Source organism: Luteimonas sp. TWI382, assembly GCF_039674545.1.
GTDB lineage: Bacteria > Pseudomonadota > Gammaproteobacteria > Xanthomonadales > Xanthomonadaceae > Luteimonas.
Genome location: NZ_JBDJNS010000007.1, coordinates 46,838 through 71,428, shown reverse-complemented (window position 1 = coordinate 71,428; position 24,591 = coordinate 46,838). Strand labels below are relative to the sequence as shown.

Below are 24,591 nucleotides of genomic sequence, written 5' to 3'. Positions count from 1 at the left end.
ACCCCGGTTTTGGCTTTGGACTGTCACTTGGGCTCGGTATCCTGTGGGGATGATCGATATCGCATTGGTGCGCCGGATGGCGCCGTCTGTTCTGGTTTCCGTGGTGCTTTGCAGTTTGCTCGTGCTGGTTGGCTGCGCGAGCCGCGCCGCGTCGCCCGCGGCCGCGGATCCGCGGCCCACGCTACTGCTGATTTCGCTCGACGGCGTGCGCCCCGACTCCCTGGGGCGCGGTGAAACGCCGCATCTCGACGCGCTCGCGCGCGGGGGCGTGCAGGGCTGGATGCGGCCGTCGTATCCGTCGCTGACCTTTCCTAATCACTACACGCTGGTCACCGGGCTGCGCCCCGACCGCCACGGCATCGTCCACAACTCGATGCACGACGCCACGCTCGGCGACTTCAAGCTGTCCGACCGCGCGGCCGTCGAGAACGCGGCCTGGTGGAACGACGGCGAGCCGTTGTGGGTGACGTCCGAGAACGCCGGGCTGGCGACCGCCACGCTGTCGTGGCCCGGCAGCGAGGCCGCAGTGCGCGGCGTGCGGCCGACGCGCTGGCTGCCGTTCGACAAGACCCGCCCACTCGACGCACGCGTGGACACGGTGCTCGGTTGGCTGTCCGAACCCGATGCTACGCGCCCGCGGCTGGCGACGCTGTACTTCGAGCATGTGGACTCGGCCGGCCACGACCATGGCCCCAACGCCCCGCAGACGCATGCGGCCTTGCGTCAGGTCGACGCGGCGATCGGCCGACTCGTCGCCGGTCTGCGCGCACACGGCGCGTTCGATCGCACGAACATCGTCGTCGTGTCCGATCACGGCATGGCCGAGGTCGCGCCCGGGCACGCCATCGCGGTCGAGGACATGGTGGCGCCCGAGGAGGCGCGCGTGGTCTCGATCGGCCAGGTCGTGGGCATCGCGCCCCATCCCGGTCACGAGGCCACGGTCGCCGCGCGCCTGCTCGGCGCGCATCCGCGCTACGACTGCTGGCGCAAGGAGGCGTTGCCGGCGCGCTGGGCCTACGGCCGCCATCGACGCGTGCCGCCCATCGTCTGCCAGATGCACGAAGGCTGGGACGCGCTGCCGCGCGAAACCGTCGCCACGCGCGATGTCGGGCCGCGTGGCTCGCATGGCTTCGATCCGGCACTGCCCTCGATGCGCGCGGTGTTCATCGCGCACGGGCCGTCGTTCCGACACGGCATCGTCCTGAATGGCTTCGACAACGTCGACGTCTACCCGTTGCTGGCCCGGCTGATCGGCGTGGCGCCGGCCGAGCACGACGGCGACGCAGCGACGCTGCTGCCTGCGCTGCGATCCGACGATCGCCGTTAGTTGCGACGACCGCGCTCGCTGCGCGGCGCGTCGCATTCGTGTCCGAAAACGGCCAGTCCCGCGCCGGGCGCGGTGCTAGCCTGCGGGCATGTCGTCGCCCCCCGCCCTGCCCGATCCCGCCGTCTGCGAGCAGGCCCGCCTGAGCCGCGACGCGCGCTTCGATGGGCTGTTCTTCACCGCGGTCCGCACCACCGGCATCTACTGCCGTCCGGTCTGTCCGGCGCCACCGCCGCGGGCCGGGAACGTGACCTACTACGCCAATGCGGCCGCGGCCCAGGCCGACGGCTTCCGGCCCTGCCTGCGCTGCCGCCCGGAGCTGGCGCCCGGCGACGGGCACTGGCACCGCGGCGACGATGTCGTGGCGCGAGCGCTGGCGCTGATCGATCGCGGTGCGCTCGACGATGCGCCGCTGGCGTCGCTGGCAGCGCAGTTGCATCTGGGCGAACGCCAACTGCGGCGGTTGTTCGTCGAGCGCCTGGGCGCGCCGCCGATCGGCGTGCGCGGGACGCGCCGCCTGCTGTTCGCCAAGCAGTTGCTGACCGAAACCGCACTGCCGATCACCGAAGTCGCGCTGGCCGCCGGCTTTGCCAGCCTGCGCCGGTTCAACACCGCATTCCGCGAGGCCTATCGCATGGCGCCGCGCGATCTGCGTCGGCAGCCCTCGGCGTCCGTTGCCGGCGATGGACTGGTGCTCCGGCTCGGCTACCGCCCGCCGTACGACTTCGCCGCGATGCTGGATTTCCTGCGCAGCCGCGCGCTGCCAGGCATCGAACGCATCGACGAGGCCGGCTACACCCGGGTCGTGGGCGACGCATTGGCGGCGGGTTGGCTGCGTGTCTCGCATTGGCCGGCCACGGTGGCCGGGCCGGCGCATGCGTTGCGGCTCGAGCTGTACGGCATCGCACCGGCACGGCTGCAGGACACCGTGCGGCGCGTGCGGCGGATGTTCGATCTCGACGCCGAGCCGACCGCGATCGCCGCCCACCTGGCGCAGGATCCACGGCTGGCACCTCTGCTGCAGGCCCGTCCGGGCCTGCGCCTGCCCAGCGGCTGGGACGGTTTCGAGATCGCGGTGCGCGCGGTGATCGGCCAGCAGGTCAGTGTGGCCGCCGCGCGTACGCTGACCGCCCGGTTGTCGCAGCGCTTCGGCCATCGGTTGCCCGAGACGCTGGCCGCCCATGGATTCGCCCACCTCTTCCCGACCCCCGAGGCGCTGGTCGACGGCGACTTCGATGGCCTCGGCCTGATCGGCAGCCGCATCGCGACGATCCGTGCGATCGCCGCGGCCCTGCTCGAGGGCCGTGTGGATTTCGACCCGGCGCGCACGCTCGACGACACCGTCGCCCGCTGGACCGCATTGCCCGGCATCGGGCCCTGGACGGCGCAGTACATCGCGCTGCGCGCGCTGGGCCATCCCGACGCGTTTCCCGCGCAGGACCTCGTGCTGCAGAAGGCCGTGCCCACCGATGGCAGCCGGCTCGACGCGCGCGCGCTGCAAGCACGCGCGCAGGCCTGGCGGCCCTGGCGTGGCTACGCGGTCTTCCACCTGTGGCGCGATGCCGCGCTATCGGCCCCGCCCGCCGTCGCCCGCCCCCGGAGTCCCCGATGAGCCCCTCACCCGTCTTCACGACCTCGCTCGACACCCCGATCGGCCCACTACGGCTCGCCGCCTCCGATGCTGGCTTGCACGCGATCGATTTCCCGCAAGCGCGACCGCTGCTGCGCGGACGCGCGCACTGGCAGGCCGGCGATCACGCGCTGCTGCGCGAAACCGCGGCGCAACTGCGCGCCTACTTCGCCAGGCGGCTGCGCCACTTCGACCTGCCGCTCGCCGCCGATGGCACCGCGTTCCAGCATGCGGTCTGGCAGGCGCTCTCACGCATTCCCTACGGCACCACCACCAGCTACGTCGCGCTGGCACGCGGCCTCGGTCGGCCGACTGCCAGCCGCGCGGTCGGCGCCGCGAACGGGCGCAACCCGATCCCGATCGTCGTGCCCTGCCACCGGGTGATCGGCGCCAGTGGCGCGCTGACCGGCTTCGCCGGCGGCGTGCCGACCAAACAGTTCCTGCTCGCGCTCGAAGGCGCGCTGCCCGCCGTCGACGGCCTGTTCGCCGCGCACGCGGTGGCGCCGGCCGCGTAGCCGGCCTGCCCGGAATCGGCCCGACGCAGCGTGGGAAAACCGGTTGTTCGCGGCCGCGAGCGGCTCAGCGCAGGGCCGGCCGGTCCTGGGTGAGGTGTGCAGCGATCAGGCGTCGGAACGGCGTCAGGCGCTGCGCGATGCGCAGCGTGGTGCTGCGGACCAATCGCGCCGGTGCGCGATCGTCGGTGTAGAGGCTGGCGACGATGCCGGTCGCGGCGAACAGCGGCCAGGTCGCCACCCGATGCTGGCGCTGGAAGCGTGCGAGCACCGCCCGGCCGGCGATGTCGCGGCCCGCGTCCTGCGCCCGGCGGATCCCGTCGGCCAGGCGCTCGGCGCCCTGCAGACCGAGATTGAACCCGTGGGCGGTGACCGGATGCATGCCGACAGCGGCATCGCCGATCAGTGCCGCGCGCTCGGCGACGAAGCGGTCGGCATAGACGCCGACCAGCGGATAGACGTGGCGCGTGCCGACCGTGGTCATCGTGCCCAGTCGGTCGAGAAACCGCCGCTGGATATCGGCCGCGAAGGCGGCGTCATCCATCGCTTCGACCTGGGCCATCGCCTCCGGCGCCAGGGTCAGCACCACCGACGCCCGGCCGGCGTCGAGCGGCAGCAGCGCCATCGTCTGGCCATGTCCGAACCACTCCCAGGCGACGTGGTCGTGCGGGCGCTCGTGGGCGACGCGGCACACCAGCATGCGCTTGCCGAAATCGCGCATACGCGCCCCGATGCCGAGCATGCGACGCACGTCCGAGAACCGGCTGTCGGCGGCGACCAACAGGCGCGCCGACACGGTCTTGCCGCCATCGAGCGCGAGCTCGACGCCGTCGCTGCGATGGGTGACGCCGCGCACCGCGGTGTCGCAGACCAGCTCGACCTCCGCCTGGCCCTCGACGGTGTCGAAGGCCGCCTGCCGGATCTGGTGATTGGGCACCAGCCAGCCGAGTTGGCGGCCGTTGCCGTCGCCGGCGGTGATCGTCAGGCCGGTCTGGGCATCGCCGTTGAGGATGCGCGCATCGCGCAGGTCGAAGATCTGCGCCGGATCGAGCCGGGCCCACAGGCCGAGCGTCTCCATGATCCGGCGCGAGCCATGGGTCAGCGCGATCTCGCGACCGTCGAACGCAGGCTTGGCGATCGCCTCGCGCGACTGGCGCTCGATCAGCACGATCTTCAGCCCCGTGCCGGCCAGCGCGCGGGCGAAGCACAACCCGGCCGGCCCGGCCCCGACGATGGCGATGTCGACCTGCATGCGCACGACTCCAGCATAAGAACGATGCCGGCAGGATACCGACGCCGGCCGGCGCCCGGCGTTGACCTGAATCAAATCGTGCGGCAGCGGCCGGGCATTCACTGCGCCAGCAACCGACGCATCGCCTCGGCGTGACCATGCGCCGCCTGCGTGTGCAGCCGGTGGCGTCCGTCGACGACCAGCCGCTGGCCGGCGACCTCGACCTCGCGCACCAGCGGCCGGTTGCCGGCGAACAGCCAGCGGTCGGCGACGTCGGTCGATGTTGCGCCGGCGAGCAGTGGCGCATCGGCATCGAGCACGACGGCATCGTCGCGCTGCGTGAATCCGGTCGCGGCCGAGGCGCTGGCCCAGGCGCCGGCGAGCAGGGTCGCGCCGACGCTCGGCGTGCGCGGACCGACCGCGATATTGCGCCGGCGCTTGGTCAGGCGCTGGCCGTACTCCAGCCAGCGCAGCTCTTCGACCGGCGACACCGAGATGTGCGAGTCGGAGCCGATGCCCCAGGCACCGCCGGCATCGAGATAGGCACGCAGCGGGAACAGACCGTCGCCGAGATTGGCCTCGGTCGTCGGACACAGCGCGACGGTCGCGCCGCTGCGCGCGATGCCGGCGACCTCGTCCGCGTCCAGATGGGTGGCGTGGACCAGCGTCCAGCGGGCATCGACCGGCGCGTGGTCGAGCAGCCAGGCCACCGGGCGTGCCCCGCGCACCGCGACGCAGTCGTCGACCTCGGCGGTCTGTTCGGCGATGTGGATGTGCACGCGCGCCTGCTGCGGCAGCGCGCCCAGCACCGCGTCCATCGCTTCGGCCGGCACCGCGCGCAGGCTGTGCAGCGCGCAGCCCACGCGCAGGCCCGCCCCCTGGCGCGCGTACAGATCGGTGAACAGCCGCAGATAGCCGTCGACATCGTGGCCGAAACGCCGCTGATGCGGCCCCAGTGGCCGCCCGTCGAAGCCGCCGGCCATGTACAGCACCGGCAGCAGGGTCAATCGGATGCCGGTCGTTTCGGCCGCCTCGATCAGGGCGTCGGCCATCGCCGATGCCGGCGCATACGGCTGGCCGTCGGGGGCGTGATGGACATAGTGGAACTCGCACACGGCGGTGTAGCCGGCCTCGAGCATCTCGACGTAGAGCTGGGTGGCGACGTCGCGCAGCGTGTCCGGGGCGAAGCGCGCGGCCATCCGGTACATCGTCTCGCGCCAGGTCCAGAACGAATCGGCCGGATCGGTCTGCACCTCGGCCAGGCCCGCCATCGCCCGCTGGAACGCGTGCGAATGCAAGTTGGCGATGCCCGGCAGGCGCCAGCCTGCGGGCATGCGCTGGATCGGAACCGTCGGCAGGTCTGGCATCGGGGTGACTCCGGAAACGAGTGCGGTAGGCTAGCCTGTCTGCCCTGGGGGAGCATCGCATGCACGATTCTTGGGGCTTGCTGCGGCTCGTGTGCGCCGCGTGCTGCGCGTTCTCGTGGTAGTGGCACAGGCGTGTCCGGCGGCGCAACGGCCGGGCGCGAACGATGGCGATGGCGTCGACTGGCCCGGCGACAACGATGGAGGCGATGATGGGGGCGACTGAACGCTGGGATGGGCTGATCGTCGGGCCGACCCTGGTCACACTGGCCGAGGAGACCGGCTACGGGCTGATCGAGGACGGCGCGCTGGGCTGGCGCGACGGCACGATCGTGCACGTCGGTCCCCGCGCCGCGCTGCCTGCGCCGGCGGCGCAGTTGGCCGACCGGGTGATCGAGGCCGATGGCCTGCTGACCCCGGGCCTCATCGACTGTCACACCCATCTGGTGTTCGGCGGCGACCGCGCCGCAGAGTTCGAACAGCGGCTGCAGGGCGCCAGCTACGAGGCGATCGCGCGCAGCGGCGGCGGCATCGTCTCCACCGTGCGCGCGACCCGCGCCGCCGACGAGGACGCGCTGCTCGCGCAGTCGTTGCCGCGCGCGCGCGCGCTGCTGGCCGACGGGGCCACGACGCTGGAGATCAAGTCCGGCTACGGCCTGGACTTCGCCCATGAACGCAAGATGCTGCGCGTCGCCCGGCGCATCGGCCAGGCCCTGGGCATCACCGTGCGTACCACGTTCCTCGGCGCGCATGCCCTGCCGCCCGAGTACGCCGGGCGCAGCGACGCCTACATCGACGCGGTCTGCGAGTGGCTGCCGCGGCTGCACGCGGAGGACCTGGTCGACGCGGTCGACGCATTCGCCGAGCGCATCGCCTTCGATGCGGCGCAGACACGCCGGGTGTTCGAGGTCGCACGCGCACTCGGCCTGCCGGTCAAGCTGCACGCCGACCAACTCAGCGACGGCGATGGCGCCGCGCTGGTGGCCGCGTTCGACGGCCTGTCGGCCGACCATGTCGAACACACCTCCCAAGCCGGCGTCGACGCGATGGCGGCGGCCGGCACGGTCGCGGTGCTGTTGCCCGGCGCCTTCCACGTGCTGCGCGAGACCCGGCTGCCGCCGCTCGACGCATTCCGCGCCGCCGGCGTGCCGATGGCCGTGGCGACCGACTGCAATCCCGGCACCTCGCCGCTGCTGTCGTTGCGCCAGGCCATGCAATTGGCGGTCACCCATTTCCGGCTCACCCCCGAAGAGGCGCTGCGCGGGGCGACCGTGCATGCGGCGCAAGCACTGGGACTGCGCGATCGCGGGCGCCTGGTGCCCGGCCAGCGCGCCGACTTCGCCTGCTGGCGCCTCGCGCAGCCGGCCGAACTCGTCTATTGGCTCGGCGGCCCGATGCGCGAGATGGCCTTCGCCGCCGGCCGTCGTCTGCCCTGACTCTCATCAAGGAATCCATCCGCATGCGCCTGCTCCCGCTCGCCCTCGCCCTTGCCCTTGCCCCGCTACTGAGCGTGGCCGCCGCCCAGACGCATGCCCAGGCCGATGAGGCCGCACGCCAGCTCGCCCAGGATGCGATCATCGTCGACACCCACATCGATGCCCCCGGCGTGCTGCTCGACCGCTGGGCCGACCTGGGCGAGGCCGCGCCCGACCGCGAGTTCGACTACCCGCGTGCGCGCGCCGGCGGGCTGGATGTGGCCTTCATGTCGATCTACACCTCGGCCGCGCAGGACACGGCCGGCACCGCGCGCGAGATCGCGCATCGGCAGATCGACGCAGTCGAGGCGCTGACCGCGCGCCATCCCGACCGCTTCGCGATCCTGCGCTCGCCACGCGACGTCGACCGCCTGCGCACCGCAGCGGACGGTCACCAACGCGTGCTGTTGCCGCTGGGCATGGAGAACGCCGCGCCGATCGGTGACGACCTGTCGCAGCTCACGACCTTCTTCGACCGCGGCGTGCGCTACATCACGCTCGCGCACAGCGCAGCCAACCGGGTCGCCGACGCCTCCTACGGCAAAGCGCGCCGCTGGAACGGGCTGAGCCCGTTCGGGCGACAAGTCATTGCCCAGATGAACCGCCTCGGAATCATGGTCGACGTCTCGCACGTCTCCGATGCGGCGGCCGAGCAGGCGATCGCGCTGAGCACGGTCCCGGTGATCGCCAGCCACTCGGCATTCCGGCACTTCACGCCAGGCTTCGAGCGCAACATCAGCGATGCGCTCGCCCGTGCGATCGCCGCCAAGGGCGGCGTGGTGCAGATCCCCTTCGGCACCGCGTTCGTCGATGCGCAGACCGCTGCCGACACCCAGGCCTGGTTCGACGCGGTCGCAGCCTTCGACGCCGACAACGCCAAGCGCGCCGACGCCGGACGACCCACGCTCGATGCCGCACAGTTCCAACGCGACTGGGCCGCCGCGCACCCCGCCCGTCAGACACCGCTCGAATCGGTGCTGCAGCAGATCGACTACGGCGTGCGCCTGCTGGGCGTCGACCACGTGGGCATCGGTTCGGACTTCGACGGCGTCGACGGCGCGCTGGCCCAGGGCCTGCGCGATGTGTCCGACTTCCCCAACCTTGTGGCCGGCCTGCAGGCGCGCGGCTATGCCGAGGCCGACATCCGCAAGATCCTCGGCGGCAACCTGCTGCGGGTGTGGGCCGAGGTCGAGGCGGGCGCCGGACGCTGAGCCGGCAGCCCCGCACGCAGATACGCGAAAGCCCCGCCTGGGCGGGGCTTTCGGCATGACCGGCGTTGCCACCGGTCGCGTCCTGCAGTCGGCCCCGCCCAGGCGCCAAGCGCCGGACCCGGAGCCGGGCGTCAGGAGGCCTTCTTGGCGACCGCCTTCTTGGCCGGGGCCTTGGCCACGGTCTTGGTGCCGGTCTTCTTGGCGACCGGTGCGGTCGCGGTGCCTGCGGCCTTGACGACGCCCTTCGAACGGGAATTGCCGTAGCTCGCGTTGTAGCGCTTGCCCTTGAGGGTCCTGCGGTCGCCCTTGCCCATGAATCTGCTCCTGATGTCCTGCGTGTATTGAATGCGGTAGACGCGAATGTGCGCCCGGCGGGCGCACAAGACCGCGAATTCTAGCATGCGGCCAGCGCCGCGCGATGCGTCAGCGCGTGCCGTGAAGATGGCTCAGGCGCAGGTTCAGCAGGTGCGCCCCGGCCAACAACAGCCCGCCGATCGTCATCACCACCGCATGGGTGAGCGTGTGGTCATGCAGATGGGTGAACGCGCCCGCCCAGACCAGCGCCAGGCCGGGCAACAGCAGGAACCAGGCGCGGAACGCGCGATGCCGGCGGTAGCCGAGCGTCAATGTGGTCAGGCCCAGCAAGGTGGCGAATATGACGAATGCCTGGTCGATGTCGACCCAGCCGCCCAGGTTGAGCCCCAGCGCAGGCAGCAACGCCAGCGCCAGCGGCAACAAGGCGCAATGGATCGCACAAAGGAACGAGGCAGCGAAACCGACGCGGTCGGCCCGTCGGAGGGCGGAATCGTGTGCAGGCATGTCTTTTGGGGGATACGAAGGTTGTCGCAACATTATAACATCCGCGTCTTGACCACCAGTGTACCCCATCCGCATGAACAACCTCCCCACCCCCTCCCGCCCGCCGCGCCGCGCCCGGCTGACCGTCGCCATCGCCTTGTTGCTGCCCGCCACCGCGGCGCTTGCACAGAATCAGACCCACGCCCACCCGACCACGCTCGACCGTGTCCAGGTGACCGCCACTCCGCTGGGCGGCGATGCCGAGGATCTCGCCCATCCCATTGAAGTGCTGTATGGCGACGCGCTCGACGATCGCAAGTCCGGCAACCTGGGCGACACCGTCTCGGCGCTGCCCGGCGTGCAGAGCGGCTTCTTCGGCACCGGCGTCGGTCGGCCGATCATCCGCGGCCAGGAAGGGCCGCGCGTGCAGATTCTCTCCGGCGGCATCGGCAGCATGGATGCCTCGACTGTCAGCGCCGACCACGCGGTCAGCATCGAGCCCTTCCTCGCCGACCAGATCGAGGTGCTCAAGGGGCCGGCCAACCTGCTCTACGGCAGCGGCGCGGTCGGCGGCGCGGTCAACGTCGTCGACGGCCGCATCGCGCGCGCCGTCCCCGACCGTCCACTCAGCGGCCGCGCAGAACTGCGCGCGGCCAGCGGCAATGGCGAGCGCAGCGGGATGTTCCGGCTCGATGGCGTCAACGGCGACAACCTAGTGCTGCATGTCGACGGCCTGGTCCGCAATACCGGCGACTTCGACATCCCCGGCTACGCCCAACTGCCCGACGACCACGATCACGGCGATCACGACCATGATCACGACCACGAGGCCGAGAACGCCTACGGACGACTGCCCAACAGTTCGATCCGCACGCGCGCCGGCGCGCTCGGCGCGACCTGGTTCGGCACGCGCGGCCACTTGGGACTCGCGGTCAGCACCTATCGCACCAACTACGGGCTGCCCGATGGCGCGCACGTGCATGCCGAGGACGATCACGGCCATGGACACGACGACGACGGCCACGATCATGACCATGACCACGGCCATCACGATCACGACCATGGCGAAGAGGGCCACGACCACGGCTCGGTGCGCATCGACATGGTGCAGAACCGGATCGACCTCAAAGGCGGCATCTACGATCCGCTGCCGTTCCTGAGCGCATTGAACCTGCGCGCGGCCTACAACGATTACGAACACGTCGAGCTCGAGGGTGGGCTGGCAGCCACGCGCTTCACCAACAAGGGCACCGAGGCGCGCCTGGAAGCGGTGCAAAACGAGGTCGCAGGCTGGCGCGGCGCATTCGGCCTGCAGGTCGGTCACGTCGATTTCAGTGCCGTGGGCGAGGAAGCGTTCGTGCCGCCGAGCGTGACCGATACGCTGGGCCTGTTCGTCGTGCAGGAGAAGGAATGGGGGCCGGTGAAACTCGAGTTCGGCGGCCGCCACGAACGTGTGGAGATCGATCCGGCGGCAGGCGCATCGCGCAAGTTCGACGCCAGCAGCCTGTCGGGCGCCGCGATCTGGCATCTGTCGGAGGTCTTCGACCTGCGCCTGGGCGCGGACGTGTCCGAGCGCGCACCGACCAACGAGGAACTGTTTGCGGCTGGCCCGCACATCGCCACCCGCTCGATCGAGATCGGCGATGCGGAGCTTGGCACCGAACGCGGCCAGCGCCTGGAAGTCGGCCTGCATGCGCATACCGACCGCGTCGAGTTCAAGGCCGCCGTCTACCAGACCCGGTTCGACCGCTACACCTACCTGGCCGACACCGGCGTCGCCGAGCAGGGCTTCCCGGTGCGCTTGTGGACGCAGGGCGATGCGACATTCCGCGGCGCCGAGGCCGAGGCGAAGTTCCACCTGGTCGAATCGGACGCGGGCGACTTCGACCTGCGCGTATTCGGCGACCTCGTGCGCGCCGAGCTCGACGGCAGCGGGACCCGACACGTGCACTTCGACGTGCCGCATGGCGACCACGCCCACCACTACCACGCCGACATCCCGCTCGGCGGCAACCTGCCACGCATCGCACCGGCGCGCATCGGCGCCGACCTCAACTGGAGCCTGGGCGGCTGGCGCGCGAATGTCGGCGCAGTGCGCTACCAGAAGCAGGATCGCGTCGCCGCGCTCGAGGACCCGAGCCCGGGCTACACCCTGGTCAACGCCGGTGTCGCCTGGCGCCTGGGCGAGGCCGACGGCACGCAGTGGGAACTGTTCCTGGACGGTCGCAACCTGACCAACCAGGAGGCACGCGCCCATACCTCGCTGCTGCGCAACTACGCTCCATTGCCCGGCCGCACGATCGCAGGCGGCATCCGCGTGTACTTCTGACCTCGCCCTGATCCGCCCGGCACCGCGTGCCCACCTCCCGCCCCGGCTCGCCGGGGCGGGACATCGCCGCGCCGTGGCATTGCATGCACGCCCTGCATCGGGCCTGCGCCTGCGCAGCGCATGCAGGCCGATCCGCCGCGGCTCAGAGGGTGCCCACGTCCACGCACTGCGCGCACAGGCCGTGCACTTCCAGCGTCTGCGCCTGCGGCACGAAGCCCAGCGTGCGGGCGCGCGCATCGAGCGAGGCGACCACCGCTTCGTCTTCCAGCTCCACCGCACTGTGGCAGTGATCGCAGATCAAAAACGGCACCGAATGCTGCGCGGTGCTGGGATGGTGACAGGCAACGAACGCGTTGACCGACTGCAACTTGTGGATGAAGCCGTTGGCCAATAGAAAGTCCAGCGCTCGGTAGACGGTCGGCGGCGCCGCCGCGCCCGGCCCCCCACCATCGCGGACCTGGTCGAGCAGGTCGTAGGCCTTCAGCGGCTTGCCGGCCTTGGCGATCAGGCCCAGCACGTGGCCCCGGATCGGCGTCAGGCGCAGCCCCCGCTCGCTGCAGGCACGTTCGACCGCACGGACGAACCCGGCTGCGTCGTCGACGTGATGATGCGGATCCGTGCAGGCGTTGATCGTTCCCATCCCTAGATGATGGAGGCGCCGGCGCGGGGACTCAAGCCGTGCCCTGGCAGCGCGCGTCGCCCCTACTGCCGCGACGAGGCCCGGGAGGTGCTGCGCTCCGCGTCGCATGCAGCGCCGCGGCGACCGCCGCGCGCGTTCAGGCGTCGGGGATCATCGCGATCGCGGCCTCGATCCGGCGCAAGGCTTCCTCGCGGCCGGCCAGATAGACGGTGTGCCCGATGTCCGGGCTGACCTGGGTGCCGGTGATGGCCACCCGCATCGGCTGGGCCACCTTGCCCATGCCCAGCCCGAGCGTCTCCGCGGTCTGGTGCAACGCCACGCCGATCGCCTCGGCCGTCCAGTCGGGCAGCGCCAGCAGCCGCGCACGCGCGTCGGCCAACGGCGCCCGCGCTTCGGCCTTCAAATGCTTGGCGACGGCCTTGTCGTCGTAGTCGGTCAATGGCCGGTACCAGACCGCCGCGCGCTCGGACATTTCCTTGAGCGTCTGCACCCGGTCGCGCAGCGCGACCACCACATCGGCCGGCGCCGGGCCGGTCGACAGGTCGTAGCCATCGTTGCGCAGGTGCCAGACCAGATGCGCGGCGACTGCGGCCGGATCATCGGACTTGAGGTACTGCTGGTTGAGCCAGCCGAGCTTGGCCGGATCCAGACGCGAGGCCTTGGCGTTGACGTCCTTGAGATCGAACAATGCGCGCATCTCGTCGATCGAGAAGATCTCCTGGTCGCCATGCGACCAGCCCAGCCGCACCAGGTAGTTGAGCAGCGCATGCGGCAGGTAGCCGGCATCGCGGTACTGCATCACATCCGCCGCGCCGGTGCGCTTGGACAGTTTGGCGCCGTACTCGTCGAGGATCATCGGCAGGTGCGAGAACGCCGGCGGCTCGGCGCCGAGTGCGCGGTAGATGTTGATCTGCCGCGGGGTGTTGTTGACGTGGTCGTCGCCGCGCACGACATCGGTGATGCCCATGTCGAGATCGTCGACGACGACGGCGAAGTTGTAGGTCGCGTAGCCGTCCGGGCGGAACAGCACCAGGTCGTCGAGTTCGCTGTTGGCGATCTCGATGCGCCCCTTGACCTTGTCCTCCCACACGACCGTGCCTTCGAGCGGGTTCTTCAGCCGGATCACCCGGTTCGGGTCTTCGCGGCGCGCTTCGCCACGCTCGCGATAGGCACCGTCGTAGCGCGGCTTGTCGCCACGGGCCATCGCCGCCTCGCGCATGGCATCGAGCTCGTCCTTCGACTCGTAGGCGTAGTAGGCCTTGCCGTCGGCGACGAGTTGCTCGGCGACCTCGCGATAGCGGTCGAGGCGGTGGGTCTGGTAGATCGGGCCTTCGTCGTAATCCAGGCCGAGCCAGTCCATCGCCTCGAGGATCGCGTCGATCGCGGCCTGCGTGCTGCGCTCGCGATCGGTGTCCTCGATGCGCAGCACGAACTGCCCGCCGCGGCGGCGCGCTTCCAGCCAGCAGTACAGCGCGGTGCGTGCGCCGCCGATGTGCAGGTAGCCGGTGGGACTGGGCGCGAAGCGGGTACGGCAGCTCATGCGGAACGCTCGGAACAGGGAAACCGCGCATTCTACCCGCGCCGCCCCCGTCACCGGGACGCACCGCAGGGCGGAGGGGCTTCTACAATGGCGCGATGACGACCTACTTCCTGTCCGACCTGCACCTCGACCCGGCGCGCCCGGCGATCACCGAGTTGTTCGCCGCGTTCCTCGATGGCGAGGCACGACAGGCCGAGGCGCTGTACATACTCGGCGACCTGTTCGAGTCGTGGGTCGGCGACGACGATCCGTCCGAGGCTGGCGCACTGGTCGCCGACCGTCTGCGCGCGCTGTCGGATGCGGGCGTGCCGGTGGCCTTCATGCACGGCAACCGCGACTTCCTCGTCGGCAACGCCTGGGCGCGGCGCGCGGGCCTGCGGATCCTGCCCGACCCGGCGGTGATTCTGCTCCATGGCCGGCCGGCGCTGCTGACCCACGGCGACCTGCTGTGCACCGACGATGTCGAGTACCAGGCGATCCGCGCCCAGACCCGCGACCCGCGCTGGCAGGCGCAGATGCTCGCCCAGCCGCTGGCCGCGCGGCTGGCGTTCGCGCAGCAGGCGCGCACGGCCAGCCAGGCGCGTGCGGCCGCGTTGCGCGAGGCCGGCACGATGGAGACGGTGACCGATGTCGCGCCGGCCACCGTCGCCGAGTGGTTCGTCCGCTACGGCATCGACACGATGATCCACGGCCACACCCACCGCCCCGCGATCCACGACCTGCAGGTCGCCGGCCGCGCCTGCCGTCGCATCGTGCTCGGCGACTGGTTCGAGCAGGGCTCGGTGCTGCGCGCGAGCGCCGATGGCCGCTTCGACCTGTCGGCGCTGTAGACGGCGGGCGATGCCCTACCCTTGCGCCACCGCCTGCAAGGCCGCGAGTTCCTCGGCGCTGAATCCGGCGGCGGCGCGGGCGTCGAGATTGAACGGGCCGTGCAGCACCGTGCGCGCGTAATCGGCCAGCAGTGCGCGGAACCTGGGCTCGGGGGCGATGCCGTCGCGGGCGCAGTACCAGCGGAACCAGCGGCTGCCGGCCGCGACGTGTGGGATTTCCTCGCGCAGGATGATCTCGAGGATGTCGGCGGTCGCATCGTCGCCGAGCGCGCGCAGCTTGACGATCATGCCGGGGGTCACGTCGAGACCGCGGGCTTCGAGCACGCGTGGCACCAGCGCCATGCGCGCCAGGCCGTCATGTGCGGTCTTCTCGCACATTTCCCACAGCCCGTTGTGCGCGTCGAAATCGCCGTAGTCGCGGCCGAACGCACGCAGGCGATCGCGCAGCAGCACGAAATGTCGGGCCTCGTCGTCGGCGATTGCGACCCAGTCGGCGTAGAACGCATCAGGCAGGCCGCGAAAGCGGTAGACCGCGTCCCAAGCCAGGTCGATCGCATTGAGCTCGATGTGGGCAATCGCGTGCAGGAACGCCGCGCGCCCCTCGTCGCTGCCCAGCCCTCGCCGCGGCAATTCGCGTGGATGCACCAGTCGCGGACGCGGCGGCCGACCGGGCATGCGGATGGGGTCGGGCGGCGGCGGATCGAGGGGCAGCGGCAGCCTACCATCGCGGTGCCGCGCGGCGTGCTGGCGGGTCAATGCGACCTTGAGGTCGGGGTCGCATGCGTCCAGGCACTGGCGCGCCGCGGCCAGCAGGTCGGGCGCGTCGGACACCGCCGCGCTCACGCGCGGCGCTTGTTCTTGGCCTCGTCGGAGCGCAGCTGGCGCAGGCGCTCGAAGTAGCCCGGCTCGATGCCGGTGACGTATTCGCCGCTGAAGCACGAACTGTCGAAGCGCAGGTCGGGGAACTTGGGCCCGGCGACCGCCGCCTCGAGATCGGCCAAGTCCTGGTAGATCAACCAGTCGCAGCCCAGGAACGACTCGATCTCGGCCTCGGTGCGGTTATGCGCAACCAGTTCATCGACCGACGGCATGTCGATGCCATAGATGTTGGGGTGACGGACCGGCGGGGCGGCGGAGGCCAGGTAGACCTTCTTGGCGCCGGCATCGCGCGCCATCTGCACGATCTGCTTGGACGTGGTGCCGCGCACGATCGAATCGTCGACCAGCAGCACGACCCGGTTGCGGAACTCGAGCGGAATCGGATTGAGCTTGCGCTTGACCGACTTCGCGCGTTCGCCCTGCCCCGGCATGATGAAGGTGCGGCCCACGTAGCGGTTCTTGATGAAGCCCTCGCGGTACTTCACGCCCAGCACGTTGGCGATCTCCAGCGCGGAGTCGCGCGAGGTGTCGGGGATCGGGATCACCGTGTCGATGTCGTGGTCGGGGCGCAGCCGCAGGATCTTCTCGCCCAGGGTCACGCCCATGCGCATGCGCGCCTTGTGCACCGAGATGTTCTCGATCATCGAATCGGGACGCGCGAAGTACACGTACTCGAAGATGCACGGCGCGTGCGCCTGCCGCGGCGCGCACTGGCGATGGTGCAGTTCGCCACGCGCGGTGACGACGATGCCCTCGCCAGGCTCGACGTCGCGCAGCCGCTCGAAGCCGAGGATGTCGAGCGCGACCGATTCGGACGCCACCGCATACTCGGTGCCCTCCTCGCTCTGCCGGCGGCCGAGCACCAGCGGACGGATGCCGTGCGGATCGCGGAACGCGACCAGCCCCAGGCCCAGCACGGTCGCCACGACCGCGTAGCCGCCGCGGGCACGGCGGTTGACGCCCTCGATCGCGCGGAACGCAGCCTCGGGGGTCAAGGCCTTCTCGCGGTCGAGCTCGTGCGCGAACACGTTGAGCAGCACTTCCGAGTCGGACTCGGTATTGACGTTGCGGCGATCGGTCTCGAACACCTGCTGGCGCAACTGGTCGGTGTTGACCAGGTTGCCGTTGTGCGCGAGCGCGATACCGAACGGCGAATTGACGTAGAACGGCTGGGCCTCGTCGCTGCCCTCGCTGCCCGCGGTCGGATAGCGGCAATGGGCGATGCCGACGCGACCGCGCAACAGCGCCATCGTCTTGGCATCGAACACGTCGCGCACCAGGCCGTTGCCCTTCTGCACGCGCAGCGCAGTGCCATTGGCGGTGGCGATGCCTGCCGCATCCTGCCCGCGGTGCTGCAAGACGGTCAGGCCGTCATACAGCGCACCCGCGACTTCGGAGGTTCCGACGATCCCGACGATCCCGCACATGGCGATTCCAGTCCTGCTGGGCGCGCGGTGCGCGCCATTGAATAGAGAGTAGAGGGGCAAGCCCCGTTCGGCCCTGGCCTCAGGGATGCGACCGCACCAGACCGTCGACGCCCACCTTGGCGCGCACCTGCGCCTTGAGCTGGTCGGCCTCGCCGCGGCTGGCGACCGGGCCGGCCTTGACCCGAGTCAGGCGCCCCTTGTCGGTCGTGACGCTGTCGGTGAAGGCGGTGATGCCGGCGCTGCGCAGGCGATCGCGCAGCCGTTCGGCCTCGGCGGCCTGGCTGAAGGCGCCAAGCTGCACCACGAAACCCACTTCGGCGGTGCGCGCGGGCGCCGGCGCAGGGGCAGGTGTCGCGGCGGGCGCCGGCTTGGGCGCCGGAGGCGGCGTCTGCGCGGTGCGCGTCGGCTCGGCCGGTGGCGTTGCCGGCGTGGGCCGGGCCGGCGTCGGTGCAGGCGGCTGCGTCTGTGTCGGCGTCTGTGTCGGCGTCGCGGTGGCGTCGAGCGCGACCACACGCGGATTGACGTCGTCGCGCACCTGGGCCGCGCGCAACCGCACGATCTCGGCCTCGGCACGGCTCGCATACGGCCCCAGCCGCACGCGCTGCGCCGCCCGGCCGTTGAGCGTGAACGCTTCGCGATAGCCGGTCAGCGACGCCTGGCGGAGCTGGCGCAGGATCGCCTCGGCATCGGCCTGGCTGGCGAACGCGCCGTAGTGCACCGCGTAGCCGCCACCGGCCGTGGTCGGTGGCAGCGGTTCGCTCTGCGCGCCGGTCTCCACGGTCGGCAGCGCATCGCCCGTGCTCGGCGTAGCGGCGGATGCCGGCGCAGCGGGGGGCCGCGGGGTCCCTTCGGCAAGGACGCCGCCTGCCGGAGCGGGCGACGGCGCGACCAGCGGCAGATCGACGGTCTTGTACTGCCCGTTCGGCGCATCCGGCAGCTCGAGCGGCATGTCGGGCAGGCCACTCGCGGGCGCCGGGCCCTTGACCAGCATCGGCAAGAAGATCACCGCCAGCGCGATCAACACGGCGGCACCGATCAGGCGCTGTTTGAGTCCAGGCGTCATGCAGAGGGCGCAGGCGGAGGGAACGCAGCGATTATACGCACCGGGGCCACCGGGGCCTTAACCCGGACCCTGCAACCGCGCGAGCGCGGCGGCAGCGGTATGGAAAGAGCCGAACACCAGAACCCGGTCGCCCGGCCGCGCCTGCGCCAGCACCGCATCCAGCGCGCCGCCCACGTCGGCCGCCATCGGGGCGTACCCAGCGGCGGTGCCCGCCAACCGCGTCCGCAGCGCATCGGCCGACTGGCTGCGCGCGCCGCCATCGGCCAGCCCCGCCAGCCACCAGCCGTCGACTGCAGGCGCCAGCGCCGCGACGACGCCAATCGCATCCTTGTCGGCCAGGGCGGCATAGACCGCCCATGTCCTGCCTTGCGCGGGCGCGGCGCCCAGCCACTGCGCCAGCGCCTGGGCGGCCTGCGGGTTGTGTGCGACATCGACGACGAGCTCGACCTCGCCGCGCTCGAACCGCTGCAGCCGCGCAGCGGCATGTGCGTCGGCGATGCCCGCCGCAAGAGCGGCATCGGGCACGTCGGCGTCGAGCGCACGCAGCGCCGCCACTGCGACCGCGGCGTTGCGCAGTTGCACAGGCGCGGCCAGCGCGGGCAGCGGCAGGTCGACCTCATAGCCGACCTCGCGCCAGATCCAGCGCCCCTCGCGCGCAGGCGCGAACAGGAAATCGCTGCCGGCGCGGATCGCGACCGCGCCGATGCGGTAGGCATGCCGCAGCACGCTCGCCGGCGGGTCGTCGTCGCCAAGCACCAGCGGCCGCCACGGGCGCGCGATGCCGGCCTTCTCCAGGCCGATCGCTTCGCGGTCGTTACCCAGCCAGTCCTGGTGATCGAGATCGACCGTGGTGACGACCGCGACATCGGCGTCGACCAGATTGACCGCATCCAGACGGCCGCCGAGTCCGACCTCGAGGATCGCCAGGTTCAGCTCCGCGCGCGCGAACAGCCACAGCGCGGCCAGGGTGCCGGTCTCGAAATAGGTCAGCGGTGTATCGCCGCGCACGGCCTCGATTGCCTCGAACGCTGCCACCAGCGCGGCATCGTCGGCATCGACGCCGTCGATGCGCACGCGTTCGTTGTAGGCCAGCAGATGCGGCGAGGTGTAGGCGCCCACGCGCCAGCCGGCGGCGCGCGCCGCGGCCTCGATCAGGGCCACCGTCGAGCCCTTGCCATTGGTGCCGGCCACGGTGATGACGCGGGTGGCGGGCCGGCCGCAGTCGAGCCGTGCGTGGACCGCGGCAACGCGATCCAACCCCAGTTCCACTTCGACCGGATGCCGCGCCTCGAGGCGCGCCAGCCAGTCCGCGAGCGATGCGGATGCGGTCATAGCGCGCGGTGGACCGCCTCGCCGAAGAGCGCAGTGTGGTGCGCGCAATCGTTCAGGCGGACCACGTCGAGGCGATCGACATCGGGCCCTTCGAGCAGATTGAGCGTGGTCGGCGCCTGGCGAAAGGTCCACAGCCGCGCGAGCGGCAGACCGAGCACGCGGCACAGGATCACGCGATTGACTGCGTCGTGCGCGACGATCAGCGCCGTGTCGTCCGGCCCCAGGCCTGCAAGCGCACGCGCAAAGGCCGGCCACGCGCGATCGAGCACCTGCTGCAACGATTCGCCGCCCGGCATCTGCACGGTGTCGGGCGCGTCGCGCCACGCCGCCAGGCGCTCGGGGTCGCGCTCGCCGATCTCGGCCGCAAGCAGGCCTTCCCAGGTACCGTGCGCGATCTCGGCCAGGCCGGGATCGGTGGTCAGCAGGGCTTCGCGGTCCACGCCCAGGGCCAGGCGCGCGGTGCGGTGCGCACGCGACAGCGGCGAGCTGACCGCCCGGTCGATGCGCACGTCCGCCAGCCGCGCACCGAGCAAGGTCGCTTGGCGCTCACCGACCGGCGATAGCGGGATGTCCTCCTGTCCCTGGTAGCGGCCTTCGGCGTTCCACGGCGTTTCGCCATGGCGGGCAAGCAGGATTCTCATGCGCGGTCCTCGACAATGCGGCGCGCCTGCACAGCTGGGCGCGGCGCGACAGTCTACCTGTCGAGGCCCGCACCACGCGCACGCCCGGCGCTCGGAATCCGCGAGCGATCGTGCCGAACTGCGCGGCGACGCGCAGCGCTCAGACCCGTCGTCCGAGCATCATGACCAGGCCGAACAGGCCGCCCAGCCCGCCCGTGAACGCAAGCGCGACGCTCGGTTCGCGCAGGCGCAACGCCATCACCCCGCAGGTGATGCCCAGCGCCAGGATCAGCAGCCCCACGAGCCGCCCCCGCGCACCGCCGTGGAAATGGGTGCGCGCGGCCGGTCGTTCGACCACGGGTCGGCGCGCCTGCCAGGCCTCGAACGCAGCCTGGAACTCCCGGAGCAGGCGCGCCCGGCCCGGTCCGTCGAGAGCGCTCACCAGGACGGTGGGGGCACCGCGTCGGACCAGCGTCAAGTAATCGTCCGTGCCCCACTGTGCGATGTCGGCGAAACGCACGGCGGCGCGACGCGCGAAGACGATGCCCTCCGGCTCGATCCGCGCGTCATCGCGGATAGGGAAGCCCAGAAAGGCGACCAGCGGCGGGACCACGAGCGCGACGACCGCAACCCCGATCGCCAACAGCGGCTGGTTCAACCCGAACACGATGCCGATGAAGGCCGTCGATGCCAGCACGATGCCCAGCGGCGTCGACCACTGGTGCCAGCGGGTGAAGACCTTGACGGGAATGGCCGAAGACGATTGCTGCATTCGTTTCCTTGCGCTTCCAAGCAGATCGCGCGGCTGTCTCACCGGTCGCGTGCTGGCGCACTCGCCGGCATCCCAGGTGGGACGCAGGCGCAGACGGCCGGCGTCGCCGGCTCGGCCGATCGCTCAGCGGACCGGCGGAGCATCCGGCGTCACGAGGCCCGCGCGCTCAGCGCGCTGCGCCCATCTCCCGGAGCAGCCGCGGCGCCGGATCGACCTCCTGCATCACCCAGCGAATGTAGCGCTGATCGACCGAGATCGTGCGCGTCATCGTCGGGTCGAACACCCAGTTCGACACCACCGCGTCCCAGGTCATGTCGAACAGCAGCCCGGTCAGGCGGCCGTCGGCGTCGAGCACCGGCGATCCGGAATTGCCGCCGGTCACGTCGAGATCGGCCAGAAAGTTCACCGGCACCGAGCGCAGGCGCCGGTCGGCCAGGCCAGCATGGCGACCGGCTGCAATCGCGTCGAGCTGGGTCTTGGGCGCGTCGAACGGCTCGGCCCCTGTCGCCTTGGCCGGAATCTCTTCGAGCCGGGTGAACGGGGTCTGCGTGCGGCCCGTGCGATCGGTATAGCCGGTGACGTTGCCGAAGGTGATGCGCAGCGAGGAATTGGCGTCCGGGTAGACCGCTTCGCCGCGACTGGCGCGATAGTCGGCGACCGCCTGCAGCACAGTCGGCTGGAGCACCAACAGGTCGCCGGCGCGGGCCTTGGCCTCCTGTTCGATCCGCACCAACTCCGGCACGACACCGGCCGCGTACTGCAGCGCGGGGTCGGTGCTGCGCAGGAACGCATGGCGGTCGGCGGCGAACCACTTCAGGCGCTCGTCGCTGTCACCCAGGCGGCTGCGCTCGAGCCGGTCGAGCGCGCGCTCGATCGCCGCCGCGTCGCTGCCGCCCAGGAACTGATCGATTGCCGCGACCCGCTGGCCGTCCGGCAACTGCACGTACTGCTGCAAGGCATAGCGGGTCAGCGCGCGGTCCATCGCCGGCACATAGCGCCGGTCCATCTGCCGCAGGCTGCCCTCGATCACCGGCAGATCGCGCTGCTGATAGCCCTGCTCGCGCATCGCGTCGGGCCGCTCCTTCTCGATCGCCAGCCGGTACAGGCGCACCGCGGTGGACAGCACGCCGCTGTTGTCGAGCAGCGACAGCACCAGGTCGCGCTCACGCGTGGCCTGCGCCTGGGCCTCGAGCGCGGCGATGCGTGCCTGGGCCTCGAGCGCCGGCTGCCCTGCCTCCCCGCGGCCCTGCAGCCAGGCCTGCACCGCCGCCGCTTCCTCCTGCTTGCGGGCAAGCGCACCGATGCGCTCGAAGCCCTGCAGTTGGCCCTCGTAGTTCTTCAGGGTGTTCTGCCAGCCGCGCACCGCGCTGGCGTAGCGCACCTCGATCTCGGGGTCCTGCTTGCCCTGCGCCTCGACCAGGTCGATGAGCGCACGGTAGTGGCGGCTGACCTGTGGGTAGCGCCAGGCGACCGTCTCGGCGAACTCGCCGGCCGATGCGTACCGGCTGGTGCGCCCCGGGTACCCGGCCACCATCACGAAATCGCCCTCGCGCAGCGCCTTGTCGGCCAGTCGCAGGAACCGCCGCGGGGTGTAAGGCACGTTATCGGGGGCGTACTCGGCCGGGCGACCGTCGCGGCCGACGTAGGCGCGGTAGAACGCGAAATCGCCGGTGTGGCGCGGCCACATCCAGTTGTCGACGTCGCCGCCAAAGCTGCCGATGCCGCCGGCCGGCGCGTAGACCAGCCGTACGTCGCGGATCTCGAGGTTGCGGAACAATCGGTAGCTGTTGCCGCCCAGGAAGCTGTAGAGCCGGCAGCGATAGCCTGGATCGGCCTCGCAGCGGGCCACGAGCGACTTCTCGATCGCATCCAGCGCCGCGGTCCGCCCCAGCCCGTCGGCGGCCGCGTCGATCGCCGCGCGCACCTCGGCGGTGACGTCCTGGATGCTGTCGAGCGCGTAAATGCGGGCGTTGGGGCCGGCCGAAATCTCGTCGCCGAGCGCTGCGGCGTTGAAGCCGTCGCGCATCAGGTTCTTCTCGGGCGTGGAGTTGAGCTGGATCGCGCCGTAGGCACAGTGGTGATTGGTGATCGCCAGCCCCTGCGGGGAAACGAAGCTGGCCGTACAGCCGCCCAGCGAGACCACCGCGCCCAGCGGGTCGCCGGTCAGGTCGGCCAGCTGGCTGGCGTCGAGCCGAAGACCCGCCTTGCGCAGCGCAGGCGAGATCTCCGGCAGTTGTTGCGGGACCCACATCCCCTCCCCGGCGACGGACGAATGACTGCAGCTGAGGAAGACGCCCAGCAGCGTCGCGGCCAGAAGCGGATGGCGCATGGTGGTCCTGTCGGTCGTTTCGGGGCGCCAAGTCTAGAACGTGCCACCGCCGAGCGGCCAACCCCCGGCACCCGTCGCCCCGCGCGGCGACGGTGCGGTGCAGCAGGGGCCGTCATCCCGCGGCCCGTATAATCGCCGCTCTTTTTCTGCCTGCAGGCACGACGACGATGACCCGGACGATGAAGGCGCTGGTCAAGCGCGAAGCCACCAAAGGCATCTGGATGGACGAGGTGCCAGTGCCGACCCCGGGCCCGAACGATGTGCTCATCAAGTTGGAGAAGACCGCGATCTGCGGCACCGACCTGCACATCTACCTGTGGGACGAGTGGAGCCAGCGCACGATCAAGCCCGGGCTGGTCATCGGCCACGAGTTCGTCGGCCGCATCGTCGAGCTGGGCTCGGCGGTCACCGGCTACACGGTCGGCCAGCGCGTGTCGGCCGAGGGCCACCTGGTCTGCGGGCATTGCCGCAACTGCCGCGCCGGCAAGCCGCACCTGTGCCCGAACACCGTCGGCATCGGCGTGACCCGCGACGGCGCGTTCGGCGAGTACATCGCGATGCCGGCGACCAACCTGTGGCCGATCCCCGACCAGATCCCGTCCGAGCTGGCGGCCTTCTTCGACCCCTACGGCAACGCCGCGCACTGCGCACTGGAGTTCGACGTCGTCGGCGAGGACGTGCTGATCACCGGCGCCGGCCCGATCGGCGTGATGGCGGCAGGCATCTGCAAGCACATCGGCGCGCGCAACGTCGTGGTCACCGACGTCAACGACTACCGCCTCAAGCTGGCCGCCGACATGGGCGCCACGCGCGTGGTCAACGTCAGCAAGACCTCGCTCAAGGAGGTCATGGCCGACCTGCACATGGAAGGCTTCGACGTCGGCCTGGAGATGAGCGGCAACCCGCGCGCGTTCAACGACATGCTCGACTGCATGTACCACGGCGGCAAGGTCGCCCTGCTCGGCCTGCTGCCCAAGGGCGCGGGCATCGACTGGGATCGGATCATCTTCAAGGGCCTGACCGTCCAGGGCATCTACGGCCGGAAGATGTACGAGACCTGGTACAAGATGACCCAATTGGTGCTCTCGGGCTTCCCGCTGGGCAAGGTGCTGAGCCACCAGTTGCCGGTCGACGAGTTCCAGAAGGGCTTCGACCTGATGGAATCGGGCAAGTCGGGCAAGGTCGTCCTCAACTGGACTTGAGCGGCGTCTGAGGCGCGCGTCCGGCAAGTCCGGGCGCACAGCCGCTGCATGACCTCTGGCACATCCGGGTATCTTCGATTCTT

Annotated in this window: 21 protein-coding genes; 8 read left to right on the top strand and 13 right to left on the bottom strand. The window is 70.8% G+C overall.

What is annotated here, in order from left to right; translation table 11 throughout:
* The first annotated feature begins 49 nt into the window (after window positions 1-49).
* From ABE505_RS06745 to ABE505_RS06735, 3 genes are all read left to right on the top strand, one after another.
* The gene (locus tag ABE505_RS06745; RefSeq protein WP_346443203.1) at window positions 50-1,327 is read left to right on the top strand and encodes an ectonucleotide pyrophosphatase/phosphodiesterase; all 1,278 of its coding nucleotides are present in this window, start codon (window positions 50-52) and stop codon (window positions 1,325-1,327) included.
* Between the two features lie 88 nt (window positions 1,328-1,415).
* Entirely contained in the window at window positions 1,416-2,936 is a 1,521-nt protein-coding gene (locus tag ABE505_RS06740; protein WP_346443205.1) for an AlkA N-terminal domain-containing protein, read from the top strand.
* On the top strand, window positions 2,933-3,469 hold the full coding sequence (locus tag ABE505_RS06735) for a methylated-DNA--[protein]-cysteine S-methyltransferase (protein WP_346443207.1): 537 nt from the start codon (window positions 2,933-2,935) through the stop codon (window positions 3,467-3,469). The genes ABE505_RS06740 and ABE505_RS06735 overlap by 4 nt, the downstream gene beginning before the upstream one ends.
* Before the next feature lie 64 nt (window positions 3,470-3,533).
* On the opposite strand, the gene ubiM is transcribed toward ABE505_RS06735, so the two are convergent.
* Both ubiM and ABE505_RS06725 read right to left on the bottom strand, forming a co-directional pair.
* Window positions 3,534-4,718 (bottom strand): 5-demethoxyubiquinol-8 5-hydroxylase UbiM, encoded by a 1,185-nt coding sequence (gene ubiM, locus ABE505_RS06730; RefSeq protein ID WP_346443209.1) that lies wholly within the window; start codon window positions 4,716-4,718, stop codon window positions 3,534-3,536.
* A 98-nt stretch (window positions 4,719-4,816) separates the two neighbouring features.
* Window positions 4,817-6,064 (bottom strand): formimidoylglutamate deiminase, encoded by a 1,248-nt coding sequence (locus ABE505_RS06725; RefSeq protein WP_346443211.1) that lies wholly within the window; start codon window positions 6,062-6,064, stop codon window positions 4,817-4,819.
* 209 nt (window positions 6,065-6,273) lie between these two features.
* On the opposite strand from ABE505_RS06725, the gene hutI reads away from it, so the two are divergent.
* The gene (gene hutI, locus ABE505_RS06720; protein WP_346443213.1) at window positions 6,274-7,497 is read left to right on the top strand and encodes an imidazolonepropionase; all 1,224 of its coding nucleotides are present in this window, start codon (window positions 6,274-6,276) and stop codon (window positions 7,495-7,497) included.
* A gap of 23 nt (window positions 7,498-7,520) precedes the next feature.
* Window positions 7,521-8,747: a dipeptidase gene (locus tag ABE505_RS06715; RefSeq protein WP_346443215.1), complete on the top strand. Its 1,227-nt coding sequence runs from the start codon at window positions 7,521-7,523 to the stop codon at window positions 8,745-8,747.
* Window positions 8,748-8,878: 131 nt separating this feature from the next.
* Here the strand turns inward: ABE505_RS06715 and ABE505_RS06710 are convergent, their stop codons facing one another.
* Together ABE505_RS06710 and ABE505_RS06705 are read right to left on the bottom strand one after the other, a co-directional pair.
* Complete coding sequence (locus tag ABE505_RS06710) at window positions 8,879-9,061, bottom strand: 30S ribosomal protein THX (RefSeq protein ID WP_047137582.1); 183 nt, start codon at window positions 9,059-9,061, stop codon at window positions 8,879-8,881.
* A 109-nt stretch (window positions 9,062-9,170) separates the two neighbouring features.
* The gene (locus tag ABE505_RS06705; RefSeq protein ID WP_346443217.1) at window positions 9,171-9,566 is read right to left on the bottom strand and encodes a MerC domain-containing protein; all 396 of its coding nucleotides are present in this window, start codon (window positions 9,564-9,566) and stop codon (window positions 9,171-9,173) included.
* 73 nt (window positions 9,567-9,639) lie between these two features.
* Here ABE505_RS06705 and ABE505_RS06700 point away from each other — a divergent pair, with 73 nt between their 5' ends.
* Window positions 9,640-11,874: a TonB-dependent receptor gene (locus ABE505_RS06700; RefSeq protein WP_346443219.1), complete on the top strand. Its 2,235-nt coding sequence runs from the start codon at window positions 9,640-9,642 to the stop codon at window positions 11,872-11,874.
* A 142-nt stretch (window positions 11,875-12,016) separates the two neighbouring features.
* Here ABE505_RS06700 and ABE505_RS06695 read toward each other — a convergent pair whose 3' ends face one another.
* Window positions 12,017-12,514, bottom strand: coding sequence for a transcriptional repressor (locus ABE505_RS06695; protein WP_346443221.1), 498 nt, complete (start codon window positions 12,512-12,514; stop codon window positions 12,017-12,019).
* A 136-nt stretch (window positions 12,515-12,650) separates the two neighbouring features.
* Window positions 12,651-14,054 (bottom strand): glutamate--tRNA ligase, encoded by a 1,404-nt coding sequence (gene gltX / locus ABE505_RS06690; protein ID WP_346443222.1) that lies wholly within the window; start codon window positions 14,052-14,054, stop codon window positions 12,651-12,653.
* 95 nt (window positions 14,055-14,149) lie between these two features.
* On the opposite strand from gltX, the gene lpxH reads away from it, so the two are divergent.
* Window positions 14,150-14,884: a UDP-2,3-diacylglucosamine diphosphatase gene (lpxH, locus tag ABE505_RS06685; protein WP_346443224.1), complete on the top strand. Its 735-nt coding sequence runs from the start codon at window positions 14,150-14,152 to the stop codon at window positions 14,882-14,884.
* A 15-nt stretch (window positions 14,885-14,899) separates the two neighbouring features.
* Here the strand turns inward: lpxH and ABE505_RS06680 are convergent, their stop codons facing one another.
* The 7 genes from ABE505_RS06680 to ABE505_RS06650 all read right to left on the bottom strand — a co-directional run bounded on the left by ABE505_RS06680 (window position 14,900) and on the right by ABE505_RS06650 (window position 23,228).
* The gene (locus ABE505_RS06680) at window positions 14,900-15,715 is read right to left on the bottom strand and encodes a ferritin-like domain-containing protein (RefSeq protein ID WP_346446164.1); all 816 of its coding nucleotides are present in this window, start codon (window positions 15,713-15,715) and stop codon (window positions 14,900-14,902) included.
* A gap of 8 nt (window positions 15,716-15,723) precedes the next feature.
* Entirely contained in the window at window positions 15,724-17,190 is a 1,467-nt protein-coding gene (gene purF, locus ABE505_RS06675) for an amidophosphoribosyltransferase (RefSeq protein WP_346443227.1), read from the bottom strand.
* Between the two features lie 79 nt (window positions 17,191-17,269).
* Window positions 17,270-18,253 (bottom strand): SPOR domain-containing protein, encoded by a 984-nt coding sequence (locus ABE505_RS06670; RefSeq protein WP_346443229.1) that lies wholly within the window; start codon window positions 18,251-18,253, stop codon window positions 17,270-17,272.
* Between the two features lie 57 nt (window positions 18,254-18,310).
* A complete protein-coding gene (folC, locus tag ABE505_RS06665; RefSeq protein WP_346443231.1) occupies window positions 18,311-19,585 on the bottom strand; it encodes a bifunctional tetrahydrofolate synthase/dihydrofolate synthase in 1,275 nt (424 codons plus the stop codon).
* Window positions 19,582-20,226 (bottom strand): histidine phosphatase family protein, encoded by a 645-nt coding sequence (locus tag ABE505_RS06660; RefSeq protein WP_346443232.1) that lies wholly within the window; start codon window positions 20,224-20,226, stop codon window positions 19,582-19,584. Before ABE505_RS06660 ends, folC begins: the two co-directional genes overlap by 4 nt.
* Window positions 20,227-20,365: 139 nt before the next feature.
* Complete coding sequence (locus tag ABE505_RS06655) at window positions 20,366-20,977, bottom strand: hypothetical protein (protein WP_346443234.1); 612 nt, start codon at window positions 20,975-20,977, stop codon at window positions 20,366-20,368.
* A gap of 166 nt (window positions 20,978-21,143) precedes the next feature.
* Window positions 21,144-23,228: a S46 family peptidase gene (locus tag ABE505_RS06650; RefSeq protein WP_346443309.1), complete on the bottom strand. Its 2,085-nt coding sequence runs from the start codon at window positions 23,226-23,228 to the stop codon at window positions 21,144-21,146.
* A gap of 245 nt (window positions 23,229-23,473) precedes the next feature.
* Between ABE505_RS06650 and tdh the strand changes: the two genes are divergently transcribed.
* A complete protein-coding gene (tdh, locus tag ABE505_RS06645; RefSeq protein WP_346443235.1) occupies window positions 23,474-24,508 on the top strand; it encodes an L-threonine 3-dehydrogenase in 1,035 nt (344 codons plus the stop codon).
* Window positions 24,509-24,591 lie beyond the last annotated feature (83 nt).